Raw genomic sequence first — 12,205 nt, forward strand, 5'->3', positions numbered from 1 at the left:
TCTTTGTAGCATCCTTCACCAAAGCAATTGCCTACCATTTTGGAAAAGACAATTACAACGACCAACTTAACCGCAACTACACAACCACCGAGTGAAGAGATCTTACACGACTACTTTATTTGCTGTCTCAGTCGTGAACTGAGCACTCAGATCCGGCGGGAAGCCCTCACCGGGAAAGCCAAATTCGGCGTTTCCGATGACGGTAAAGAACTCTTCCAGGTCGCAATGGCCAAAGCTTTCCAGAAAGGAGATTTCCGATCCGACTACTACCGTGGTCACACCTTATTACTGGCACTGGATATCTGTTCACTGGAAGACCTGTTTGCGCAGTTGTATGCGGATAGTGAAAACGACCCGTTTTCCGGAGGCCGGCAGATGAATAATCACCACGCCACGCCGCTGATCGATCAGGCCGGCAACTGGATCAGCCACCTGGAGCAGTACAATCTCTCCTCCGATATTTCCACCACGGCCGGACAAATGGCCCGGGGGATCGGTCTGGCTTTTGCCTCCAAAAAATACCGTACCGCCCAACACCTGGACGCAGACTTGTTCTCCGACAAGGGCAATGAAGTCTGTTTCTGTAATATTGGCGACGCCAGTACCAGTGAAGGTGCTTTTTGGGAAACCATCAACGCCTCGGGGGTATTACAGGTGCCGCTGGCCATTACGGTGGTCGATGACGGCTACGGTATTTCCGTTCCTACCAAATTGCAGACGACCAAGGCCAGTGTCTCCAAGGTACTGGAAGGTTTCCGCGAAGAGCAGGGCGGTGACGGGATCGAAATCTATACCTGCAAAGGCTGGGACTATCCGAGCCTGCTGGAGGTGTACAAAAAAGGCATAGAAAAAGTGCGTCGGACCCACACGCCGGCGCTGTTCCATATTGACGAACTGACCCAGCCACAGGGGCATTCCACCTCTGGTTCACACGAGCGTTATAAGGATAAGGCGCGGATGAAGTTCGAGCAGCAGTACGACTGCAACCGGCAATTCCGGCTCTGGATCCTCGCCAACGACATTGCAGATGAAGAAGAGCTGGCGGCTTTGGAAGGCAAGGCCCGCAAACAGGTACGGGATGCCAAGAACAAGGCCTGGAAGCGTTACTACCTGCCCATTGAACTGAAATGGCGGGAAATTATGGAGGTGTACGAACGCCTGGTATCGCAGTTTCCGGACAACCAGCGGGCCCAGAAATGCCTGGCGGAATTCCGGGATTTCATTACTCCGGTCCGCTCGGAGATTTTCGCCAACGTGCGACGCATGCTCAACGCGTTGCGGCACGAGTCCTGTCAGGAGATCGAATGGCTGCGGGAATTTGCCGGAGAGGTGAAGGACGTAATGCAGAAGCGTTACAATACCCATCTGTACAGCGAAACAGAACGGGCGGCCATTCAGGTACGCACCATTGCTCCGACCTACGCCGATGACGCTCCGCTCCTAAACGGTTACGAGATCATCAACCGCTACTTCGAGCAGGCTTTTAAGAACCACGCCAACCTCTATGCTTTCGGCGAAGATCTGGGTAAGATCGGCGGTGTCAACCAGGGCATGGCCGGTTTGCAGGAAAAATTCGGCGAAGATCGCATTTTCGATGTCGGTATCCGCGAATGGACCATTATGGGCCAGGCATTGGGTATGGCCATGCGCGGCCTTCGGCCGATCGCCGAGATCCAGTATCTGGATTACCTTATTTACGGATTTTCTCCACTTTCCGATGATATAGCAACGCTGCGTTACCGCAGTAATAACCAACAGATCGCACCGGTCATCATTCGTACCCGCGGTCACCGTCTGGAAGGCATCTGGCACTCCGGTTCTCCGATGGGTGTTCTGCTGGGCGGACTGCGCGGCATGCACGTGCTGGTACCGCGCAACTTCGTACAGGCAGCCGGTATGTACCAGACCCTGTTGCATTCCGACGACCCAGCGGTACTGATCGAATGTCTGAACGCCTACCGTCAGAAAGAGCGGCTACCGTCCAATCTGGGGACTTACACCGTCCCACTGGGTGTACCCGAGGTATTGCGTCCCGGTACGGACGTCAGCATTGTCACCTACGGCGCCTGCGTACGGATTGCGGAAAAGGCCTGTGATATGCTGGCGGAAGAGGGCATCTCCGTAGAACTGATCGATGTGCAGACCCTGTTGCCTTTCGATCTGGAACAACGGATCGTGGAGTCTCTGAAAAAAACCAACCGCATTGTTTTCCTCGATGAGGATGTGCCCGGCGGCGGAACGGCCTATATGCTGGATGAAGTGCTGGTCAAGCAGGGCGGTTACCAATACCTGGATTCACCCCCCGTTACTATATCGGCTAAGGCACACCGGCCTCCTTACGGAACGGACGGCGACTATTTCAGTAAGCCTAATCCGGATGATGTGTACGATGCGGTTTACAGCCTGGTACACGAAGCCGAGCCCAGCCGGTTCTGATGTTTATTCGAATCAGCTATTATGAGTGAAACAACTGTAGATATTCTGATCGACCAACGCGTTGCCGTGCTGGTTGACGGTAACAATATTGAATTGAGCTTACACGATCTGGTGGGCAAGAAGAGCGCCATGATCAATTTTGATACGCTTATTCCCAAACTACTGAACAATCGTTCTCTGGCCCGTCTGATCTACTTCCGGGAAGGGAAAAGCATCTCTCCGAAACTGGCGGAGCGCCTGCTCACGCACTATCACGGCTCGGTAACTCCCTGCTACAAATCTGCCGATATTCCTCTGACGATCAAGGCTACCCAGATCGCCCAGAAAGTGGATACGATCATTATCCTGTCGGGTGATGCGGACTACGTCGAACTGGTCCGGCACTTAAAAGGGGAAGGCGTTCGGGTGGAGATCGCAGCGGTCAATAAAACGACGGCCAAGATCCTGAAAGAAGAAGCGGATCACTTCGTGGAGATCACCGAAGAGGATTGTTTTGTTTTCAAACGGACGTACAAACGGCGGAAGAAGGGGAATTCGAAATAATGTGAGATGTTTGAATTTGCCGGTGGAGGAGCGGTCCGCTGTCGGATTTAGAGCTCACCAGGAAGTATTCTTCTGGCGAGCGAGCTAAGGCGAAGCTCCTGCATTCATTGGTTATCAGGGCTGAGACGGTATTGGTGTTCCCTTCTATTGGTTCTTTCCTTTACAATTATTCACTTACTACCGGACTCGGCTGCAGAGCGGCCTCGGTGATCTGACGTCTTCTCAGCGCGAAAAACGCAGCGTAGTAAGCGATCACGCCCGCAACAGCTCCCAAAATAGTACCGCCGATAGTCATCGCCAGGATAATTCCTTTGGACTCGGACAGCAACTGGGCAATACCTTGTTGGCTGAACAGGGTATTGATATCCAGGGCAGAATCCATGCCGAGGATAAGGGAACCGACAAAATAAGTGGAACTAAAAATGATGGGTACGGTAAGCGGATTTGCCGTTAAAACGCCGATGGTGGTAGCGGCCCGGTTCCAGCGGAACAGGGATGCCAGCAACAGGGCGACGAGGACTTTCACGCATACTAATGGGGTCATTGCAAAAAATACGCCCAGGGCGAATCCTTTTGCAGCTTCTTTGGGTTCATCTCTAACTTCTTGTAACGCTCGGAGTGGATTTCCAAAGGCAACAGTTGGCCTAGTTTTCATGCTTCACGATTTCAGACATAACATAATCTATGATCGAAAAAATTGGGTGGTTTATTGCTATCAGTACGGAATTAACTAACAAAAGTTGCCGCACATGATATTAATTCCGGCTAGGGGCCTGCGAATGCTTTTTTACAGCAAACAGTAAGTAGGTGTCGGTTGTACCGGAAACCCCTCAAAATGAGTGGATAGCCGTTACGACAGTGTGTGGTTGGAGTCCAAGTGGGTAATAATTTGTTACTACATATTCCATTGATGGTATCGGACCTCGGCAACAAATAGCATTGATTAGACGAAAATAATAACAACCGGTCACTTTTAGAACACCTTCTCCGATTTTATGTTGGAAATTTGAGTTGTTTATTTCTATTTTTTTGATAATTAAGGACTTATCGCTATTCGTTTTTTTTGTCCGCGATCCGTCAATATCCCAACTGACTGCTTCCAAAGCTAAGCGGACCGGAGCGGCGGATCCTGGTTGCGTGCGGGCTAATGAAAGACCCGGCGCCGGAACTGACGGTACAACAGTCCAATGAGCAGCAGATGCGCGAGCACCCCAAGGCCAAAGAAAAGCCAGGGTATGTCTTGTTCGCCGGCCAGCGCTGCGGTGAAGTGAAAGCTCCAGAAATCCGGAATGAAACCAAGAGCAAAATGCCAGCCATCCGGCACGAAGAAACTGACGATAGGCAGCAGCAACACCAGATTGACTCCTTTGTACATGGCGAGACCTTCTACCTTGTTATCTCCGTAAGTGCTCATAAATAATACAACGGCAGGACAGATCAGCGCAAATAGCAGCGCAGCGGCAAATGCCTCTCCAACCGAAAAAGCGACCAGACCGGAAAAATAAAGCATAGCGAAGCCGAAGATCACCGCGATCATAGTAGCGGTGAACAGCCGGTAGATCAAAAAAGCGCCCGGCCCGAGCGGCAACACCCGGATCGCACTCAGCACGCCATCGTCTTTTTCGTCCAGCAACATCATGGCCATGACAAAACCGATACCGGAAACTACCTGTACCGTAAAGGCGCCGGCAATCAGCACCTGGTAGCCGTCAAAAACGGGGAAAGCAGCGATCAGTTCCGGCACCAGCCAGCGGGCCAGGGCAAACTGCGCGGCCGGCGCAACGATAAACATCACCCAGAGCAACTGCTCGCGCAGAATCTGACGAAAATCGGTGATGCTGAGGCGGATGAGATTCATGCTGTTTTATTGATTGATTTTGTTAAGTCTTCTGATGCGTTTGGTTGAGTTTTGACTGATTGCTTTTTTTTGACGGTGTTAAAGCGTTGAGGTGGAAATGTGTTAAGGTTGAAGTGTGCCAGGGTGGAAAGGTTTGCTTCCCGATATGGGTGGCCGTAAAACGGAGGCTGACCAATTCACTATCTACTATTCTGGAAAGCCCCAACTTTAACACGTTTCCACGTTCAAACATTTCCACATTTCCACATTTCCACCTTCAAACATTTCCACGTTTCCACATTCCCCGACCGTGGTTATCAATAATGCGCCGCTGTATATTAATAAAATCCCTCCTTTTCATGCAGTCGGTGCAGGGCCCAGCGAAAGGCCAGGATATTCCATACCATTAAATAAACGATCGCATAGGTCATCTGCCAGGGGGCAATGGATTCGCGACTGGCTTGTAACAATAGCAAGGTCGGCTGTACCGGGATGAGGTAAAACCAGTAGCTCTTAAATATACCGAAAAAGTCGAGTAGGGGAAGGGCTACCGGCACCATCCAGAGTCCGATCTTGATCACGTATTCGTTAAAGCTGCGGGTACCGACCACGATCACTACGCCCAGCATCGTGAATAGAGATGCCGTTAGGGTGATCCCGATACCGAGCGGGAGGGCGTTAAATTGTAGTCCCCAGGCAGCGAGCGCCATAGCCAGGCTGGCGGCCAGACCGAGCAGGGAGAAGGTGATCACTTTTGCCCCCAGGTATTCGGCCGCACGTAAGGGCGTTACGGCGAAAGCTTCCAGGGTATTTTCACTTTTTTCGAACAGGTAGACGGCTCCGGTAAACAACATACCCAGGGCCACGGGATCGTTGAAGATGAGGAACTGTACGACTTTGTCCTGGGAAGCACCGGGAATGAAATAGAAGATACCGATATAGATCAGCGTGATGGCGGCCGCAATAGTGATGATCTGGTACCGCTGCTGGCGGATCAGGTCGCCCCGAATGGCGTGTACGAGCCGGTGGCGGTTGATCGTTCCCATCAGCGGAGCCGGGTACCTGTTACCTGGATGAAGATATCTTCCAGACTGGCTTCTTCGGAGTGGATCGTTTCCAGCTGCTCTTCCTGCAGGATGCGCAGAAATTCCGGGTTCTGGCCCAGGCCGTCCAGTGGGAATATTTTGGTCTGGGGTTTTTCGTTCGTGTATTCTATCCGTACCCGCCGCTGACCGTGTTTCAGCTTGAGAGCCTTCGGCGCGTCGATCAGTCGGATCTCGCCGTCTACGATGAAAGCGACCCGATCGCAGAGTTCTTCCGCATCGTGCATATTGTGCGTGGTGATGAAAAGGGTTTTTCCGCGGGCTTTTTCCTGCAGGATGATGTCCTTCATAATGCGGGCATTGGCGGGATCCAGGCCGGAAGTAGGCTCGTCGAAGAACAGGATCTCCGGATCGTGCTGCAGGGCGCGCACGAAATTGAGGCGCATTTTCATGCCTTTTGAAAAATCGCTTACCCTTTTGCCGGCGTCCTCTTCCAGGCCGACCATTTCCAGGGATTGCCGATAGTCCCGGACCGGACGTTTATAAAAAGCGCCAAAAAACTGAAGATTTTCGAGGGCGGTCAGTTTGCCGAAATGATTGGGTAATTCAAAACCGACCCCGATGTGGTTGTAGAATTGTTTGTCCCAATTCTGGATCGGGCGATCCATTACCCGTACGTTTCCCGAAAAGTTGTGGAGTAAGCGGATCAGGATCTTTTGGGTGGTACTCTTGCCCGCTCCGCTTGGGCCCAGAAAGCCGAAGCTTTCTCCCGCGGCGATGTGAAAGCTGATGTCCTTAACGGTAAGATCCGACTTGCCGGGATAGGCAAACCGGAGTTGATCGACGTCAATCATGGGGCGATGGGAAGGGAAGTGGGAAAAGTGTACCGGACCGGAGCCCAACTACACTTTTCCCGCCTCAGGGACCGGAATTTACTGCTGGTCTTTAGCTACCACGTCATTCAGGTCAACCCGGCCGCCGTCTACATAGGCTACTACCCAGGCATCGCGCAGGCCGATCTTCTTCATGTGTTGCATCAATTCTTTGGCATTTTGGTAATCGCGGAACTGGCCCACCATTACCTTTTGCATACCATTTGCGTTTTCCAGGGTCATACTGCCGTCGGAAGAATCTAGGTCTTCGGAAATGGAAGACTTCTCGTAGGCTCCGATCTGTACGCGGAAAACGGTACCCATCATCATATCTCCGGAATTGCTGTTACCGCGGGCCTGCTCCGTAGGTGTGGCGTTGGCCATTTCCTGCAGGGCATTCTGAGCGGTAGCCAGCTGGTTGTTCAGGGCCGCATTGTTTTGTTCCAGTTGCTCCACCCGGGTACCCATCATCTGGTTTTCGGAAGTCAGCGTGGTGATCTGGGCCTGCAGTTGTTCGTTCTGTTCCCGGTACATATCGGCAGCTTCCTGCATTTCTTTCAGCTCCAATGGATTTTTACGGAGTCTTTTGGCCAGATCCTTTAATTCTTTCTTTTCTTCTTTGGACAGCTCATCCTGGGCTTGAAGGGGGGCATTCCCAAATAGAAAAACGGCTAGGAATAAAAAGGTTAGAATTCTCATCGTTTGTCGTGATTTAAGTGATGTTAAAGAGTTGGTCATCAATCAAAATACCGGTGTCAACAGTTGCGAATGCCGGTTCGCCTGATCGTTTAAAAAGGGATTGGTAGATAGGAATGTATGGTGTAGCGTGTTTAGTCATTTGTACTTTATAGCTGGGCATTTAGTTGGGTGGTCGCTGGACCTTAGCTGCAATTTGGATCTCCGGTATCGATTGCTAACCGAATTACGGCATTTTTAACGATAAAAACGGTCCGTTTGGTATATTACTTTTCATTTTGGCTCCCGTACCGGGATCAATTGAAGAAGAGTAAATGTAGATCGAACAGTTTGATAATGGCAACGATGACCATCAGGACGAGCAGGCGATAGGCCCAGATATTGGCGCTCGGAAAGCGGGAGGCATAATGGGCCATCAGGTAACCGCCCACCGTTTGTCCGATGGCCATAAAGAGGCCGAATTTCCAGTCGATGAGTCCCTGCACGTGAAAAATGATGAGTACGGGAATGGTGTAAATGGCAATGATGAAACTTTTAAGCACATTGGCGTCCAGCAGGCTGAAGCGGGCCCCGAGTACGGTAACGGCCAGGAAAATAATGCCCATGCCCATCTGAATGAATCCACCGTAGAAGCCCAGCGCCAGGAAAGCGGGGATGATAACCCATTTGGAAGGTTGCACCTCCAGATCGGTTTCCCGCAGCCAGCGGGCGGGTTTTACCAGTATGACCAGCAACATAATGATCATCAGGAAACGGAATACCTGACGGAATTGCTCATTGCTGATCTGCGTGGCCAGAATGGTACCCAGGATGGCCCCGATGATGGTGCAGATGATGTGCAGGCGACGGTTGGCAAAATCCAGTTTACCGTTGCGAAAGAATCCGTAAGTGGAAGCGGCCGTCTGGGTGAAAACACCCACGCGGTTGGTACCGTTGGCCAGATTACCGGGCAGGCCCAGCACTTCGGTGAGTATCGTAAGGGTGATCGCCGAACCGTTACCCGCAAGGGTATTGATCACGCCGGCAACGAAACTGCCCAGGAGGGCGATGATGATAGTCCAGGTATCCATGACAATCCGACCCGTGGCCGGTTAAAAGTTTAGTGTATAAGGAACCGCAATCGCCATTTTGGTGGCAAAGAATGCGTGGGTCGGTCAATCCGGAACGCTACAGGCTTTGGCAAAGCTCCACCAGCACCCCATTGGCGCTCTTCGGATGGATGAAACAAACGAGCTTGTTATCCGCTCCCCTTTTGGGCTTTTCGTTCAGCAATTGAAATCCCTCGCTCCGCAGGCGTTCCATTTCCGCTTCGATATCCTCTACCTCGAAGGCCACATGGTGGATACCTTCTCCCCGCTTTTCGATAAAGCGGGCGATCGGACTGGAGGGGTCGGTGGCCTCCAGCAGTTCCACCTTAGATTCACCGGTCTGAAAAAAAGAGGTATTCACGCCTTCGGATTCCACCCGTTCGATCTTATAGTGCGGCCGCCCCAGCAATTGCGCGAACAGCGCATTACCCGCTTCGAGGTCTTTGACGGCGATGCCGATGTGTTCTATTTTCACAGTATTGACTTTTTACAAAATGTTCCGGGCCCCAGTTAAAACCCAACCTTCAAACATTTCCACCTTCCAACGTTTCCACGTTCAAACGTTTCCACATTTCCACATTTCCACGTTCCAACGTTTAAAAAAATCACCCCATCACATCATCCTCCGGCTGGTCCCGCTTGCGCAATTCAATGATCCGCAGATAGCGCAGAAAAACGCCCCACGCCATAATGGTGCTGACGATAAAGCCAACGCGCCCGTCGAGGAAGCCCCGTTGGATGACAAAATGCTTGAAGAAACGGTAGAGGGGTTTGATAAATAAGTGGTAATAGGTTACTCTGGGAGTTTTCTCAAAATGATCCAGCGCCGACCATTCGCCGTAGCGACGGATCTTGTCCAGATACTGCCCTGAATCCTTAAAGGTATAATGCAGCAACTTGTGTTTTAGTTTACCGACCCGCAGCCCTTTCGTCTCAATTTCTTCGTGCACCTGTTTCTCGTCGTAACGGCACGCATCCCGCCGGATCAGGCGGATCACGGTATCGCCCTGCCAGCCGCTGTATCTGACCCTTTTACCCAGAAAATAATTCTGGCGGGGGATCCAGTAGCAATCCTGATCGATCTCGGGTCCGGATAGGAGCGATTTGATCTCCTCCGTCAGTTTGTCGGTCAGGCGCTCATCGGCATCCAGCAGCAACACCCATTCATTCCTGGCTTTGGGGATGGCCCAGTTCTTTTGATCCGCCGGACCGCTGTAGCTGCGCTCGTACACTTTAGCGCCCAGTTTTTCGGCAACATCCGGCGTACCGTCGGTACTGTAGGAATCGACCACAATGATCTCATCGGCCCACTGTACCGAAGCCATAGCTTCCCGGATATTGGTACTTTCATTATAGGTAGTGATAATTACACTTAAGGCTTGCATAGGTTGGTTAGTTTTCAGCCCCTAAAATACAATTGTTTGGCTGATTCCCATTTGACAACATGCTTTTCCCGGTTTACAACAAATATTAGGCATTGCCGGGCTTACTTGTTAGTTTTACCTGGAATGTGATCGGCTACCAAAAACTATACCTTAAGGGCTGTACGCCAATAGTAATAAAGGTATTGGTTAATGCTTAACGGATGGTACTGAAGACAAAGCCGTAATGAACAATCGAGCATCCTACCATGGTCAGATCTTTTTGGTCCGCTTACTAATATTCCAGAATTATGATCGAGATGTTGGATCGCCGTGATTCTTTTTCACTGTTCCGCCCCCAGTGGCTGGTATTTTGCTGGCTCCTGATCGCCCTGATCTCCACCACCGCACTGCATATGCAACGGGAGGGACTGGTCAGCTGGTGGGCTATTCTGCCGGTGAAACTGGCAGTCTGGCTCTTCTGGGGCCTGTATGCAGTACTGATCTTCCGTCTGACCCGGCAATTCGGCTGGGATCCCCGGCAACGGTGGAAGACGCTGGCCATTCATCTCCCGTTCAGTGTGCTGACGGTATTGATCCACGTGTTCTTTTACAGCTGGATCGTCTACCTGCTGAACCTGGGCGGCATGCAGGCGCTGGGCCTTACGGCCATTTTTCACTTGCTGCTTCCGGCCCTCTTCGAGTGGTATTTCATCATTTACTGGACGATCGTGATCTTTACTTTAGCCTTTGACTATTTCAGGAAATTCCGGGATCAGGAACTGCGGAGCCTGCAATTGGAAAAGCAACTGATACTGGCCCAACTTCAGGCCCTGAAAATGCAGCTCCAGCCCCATTTTTTATTCAATACCCTGAACACGATCGTATCCCAGGTTAGGCTGGATCAAAAGGAAACTGCGGTACGAATGCTGTCGGGCCTGAGTGAATTGCTGCGGATCACCCTCAAACACAGTCAACACCACTTGGTGCCGCTGTCCGAAGAGATCAGCTATGTGCAACAGTATCTGGAACTGGAAAAAGATCGCTTCGGCGACCGGCTGGATATTGGTTTCGAGATCGAACCGGCTACCCGGGAACTGGAAATACCTTCTTTTTTACTGCAGCCACTGGTAGAGAACGCCGTTTACCACGGACTGGCCCGCCAACTGAATGCCCGCGAGCTCCGGATCCGTTCCCGCCTGCAGGAGGGGCGGCTGGAGATCGAGATCTACAACGACGGCCCGGCCCTACCTACGGACTTTGATCCTGCTTACTATTCCGGGATCGGCCTGAGTAATACCATCGAGCGGCTGAGCCAGTTTTACGGGGATGATTGCACCTTTGAGATCCGCAATTCCGGTGCCGGGGTACTGGTCCGTCTCCGCCTTCCGCAAAAAAATCTTCCCCATGCGCAAACTTAGCACCCTCATCGTTGATGACGAAGCGCCCGCCCGCGATCTCGTTCGTTTATTACTGCAGCAGTATCCTTTTGTTGAGCTCCTGGGGGAGTGCGCGGATGGTCAGAGCGCGATCGAACGCATCCGGCGGGATCAACCGGAGTTGGTTTTTCTGGACATCCAGATGCCTGGGCTATCCGGTTTCGAGGTACTCCGTGCTCTGGCGGATCAGGAACTGCCCTACATAATTTTCACGACGGCCTACGATCAGTATGCCATCCAGGCTTTTGAGGTGAATGCCGTTGATTACCTCCTGAAACCCTTCACCGAAGAGCGGTTCCGACTGGCGGTCCACCGGGCCCGAACGGCCCACGAAGATCAGCTCGCCCGGCGGTGGAACCAACAAATGAAAGCCCTGCTGGAAACGTCTCCGGAACCCGCCCGACCCCGGTATCTGCAGAAGATCTCCGTTCGGGTGAATAGCCGTATCCGCTTTATACCGGTGGAGGAGATCATCTGGATCAGTGCGGAAAACCAGTATGTGCGCATCCACACGGCTACCCAAACTTACCTGTTGCGGCAATCACTCAGTCAGCTGGAGGCCGACCTGTCGCCGGAGAACTTCTACCGGACGCACCGTTCTTCCCTGGTCAATATTCACGCGATCCGCCAGATCGAACCCTACTTCAAGGGAGATTACATCCTGTATTTGCAGGATGGTAAGCAGACCAAGTTATCCCGCAAGCGGGCCGAAGGGCTGCGTCGTATCCTGCCCTGGTAGATACCACTAGCGGATCCTTGACAACACGCTGATCCCACTTCGTTAACCAGATCTCTCCATTCACAAGATTACACTGGCTTTGGGTGGCCCGCGCGGCTAACTTTATGAAAAGATCGATCCGATCGATCATTCATTACCGAATGTTTAACAT

The 12,205-nt window shown here is 51.8% G+C and carries 12 protein-coding genes; 4 read left to right on the top strand and 8 right to left on the bottom strand.

Annotated features, from left to right (window positions below; all coding sequences use genetic code 11):
* Positions 1 to 39 precede the first annotated feature (39 nt).
* Together CRP01_RS28185 and CRP01_RS28190 are read left to right on the top strand one after the other, a co-directional pair.
* A complete protein-coding gene (locus CRP01_RS28185; RefSeq protein ID WP_233752775.1) occupies positions 40 to 2,436 on the top strand; it encodes an alpha-ketoacid dehydrogenase subunit alpha/beta in 2,397 nt (798 codons plus the stop codon).
* 21 nt (positions 2,437 to 2,457) lie between these two features.
* Positions 2,458 to 2,979: an NYN domain-containing protein gene (locus CRP01_RS28190; RefSeq protein WP_099153408.1), complete on the top strand. Its 522-nt coding sequence runs from the start codon at positions 2,458 to 2,460 to the stop codon at positions 2,977 to 2,979.
* Between the two features lie 166 nt (positions 2,980 to 3,145).
* Here CRP01_RS28190 and CRP01_RS28195 read toward each other — a convergent pair whose 3' ends face one another.
* From CRP01_RS28195 to CRP01_RS28230, 8 genes are all read right to left on the bottom strand, one after another.
* On the bottom strand, positions 3,146 to 3,634 hold the full coding sequence (locus CRP01_RS28195; protein WP_099153409.1) for a DUF2062 domain-containing protein: 489 nt from the start codon (positions 3,632 to 3,634) through the stop codon (positions 3,146 to 3,148).
* Positions 3,635 to 4,123: 489 nt separating this feature from the next.
* A complete protein-coding gene (locus tag CRP01_RS28200) occupies positions 4,124 to 4,837 on the bottom strand; it encodes a hypothetical protein (protein WP_099153410.1) in 714 nt (237 codons plus the stop codon).
* 317 nt (positions 4,838 to 5,154) lie between these two features.
* Positions 5,155 to 5,862, bottom strand: coding sequence for a fluoroquinolone export ABC transporter permease subunit (locus CRP01_RS28205; RefSeq protein WP_099153411.1), 708 nt, complete (start codon positions 5,860 to 5,862; stop codon positions 5,155 to 5,157).
* Positions 5,862 to 6,713, bottom strand: coding sequence for an ABC transporter ATP-binding protein (locus CRP01_RS28210; protein ID WP_099153447.1), 852 nt, complete (start codon positions 6,711 to 6,713; stop codon positions 5,862 to 5,864). Before CRP01_RS28210 ends, CRP01_RS28205 begins: the two co-directional genes overlap by 1 nt.
* Positions 6,714 to 6,791: 78 nt before the next feature.
* Positions 6,792 to 7,430, bottom strand: a complete 639-nt coding sequence (locus CRP01_RS28215; protein ID WP_099153412.1) for an SPOR domain-containing protein — start codon at positions 7,428 to 7,430, stop codon at positions 6,792 to 6,794.
* Between the two features lie 293 nt (positions 7,431 to 7,723).
* Positions 7,724 to 8,497 carry a sulfite exporter TauE/SafE family protein gene (locus CRP01_RS28220; protein ID WP_099153413.1) on the bottom strand — a complete coding sequence of 258 codons (774 nt, stop codon included), beginning with the start codon at positions 8,495 to 8,497 and terminating at the stop codon, positions 7,724 to 7,726.
* 97 nt (positions 8,498 to 8,594) lie between these two features.
* The gene (gene mce, locus CRP01_RS28225) at positions 8,595 to 8,990 is read right to left on the bottom strand and encodes a methylmalonyl-CoA epimerase (RefSeq protein ID WP_099153414.1); all 396 of its coding nucleotides are present in this window, start codon (positions 8,988 to 8,990) and stop codon (positions 8,595 to 8,597) included.
* A 130-nt stretch (positions 8,991 to 9,120) separates the two neighbouring features.
* Entirely contained in the window at positions 9,121 to 9,900 is a 780-nt protein-coding gene (locus CRP01_RS28230; RefSeq protein ID WP_099153415.1) for a glycosyltransferase family 2 protein, read from the bottom strand.
* Positions 9,901 to 10,187: 287 nt separating this feature from the next.
* Between CRP01_RS28230 and CRP01_RS28235 the strand changes: the two genes are divergently transcribed.
* Together CRP01_RS28235 and CRP01_RS28240 are read left to right on the top strand one after the other, a co-directional pair.
* Positions 10,188 to 11,297, top strand: a complete 1,110-nt coding sequence (locus CRP01_RS28235) for a sensor histidine kinase (protein WP_099153416.1) — start codon at positions 10,188 to 10,190, stop codon at positions 11,295 to 11,297.
* The gene (locus CRP01_RS28240) at positions 11,284 to 12,054 is read left to right on the top strand and encodes a LytR/AlgR family response regulator transcription factor (protein ID WP_170110572.1); all 771 of its coding nucleotides are present in this window, start codon (positions 11,284 to 11,286) and stop codon (positions 12,052 to 12,054) included. Before CRP01_RS28235 ends, CRP01_RS28240 begins: the two co-directional genes overlap by 14 nt.
* The last annotated feature ends 151 nt before the right edge of the window (positions 12,055 to 12,205 follow it).

The organism is Flavilitoribacter nigricans DSM 23189 = NBRC 102662, from assembly GCF_002646595.1.
Classification (GTDB): Bacteria; Bacteroidota; Bacteroidia; order Chitinophagales; family Saprospiraceae; genus Flavilitoribacter; species Flavilitoribacter nigricans.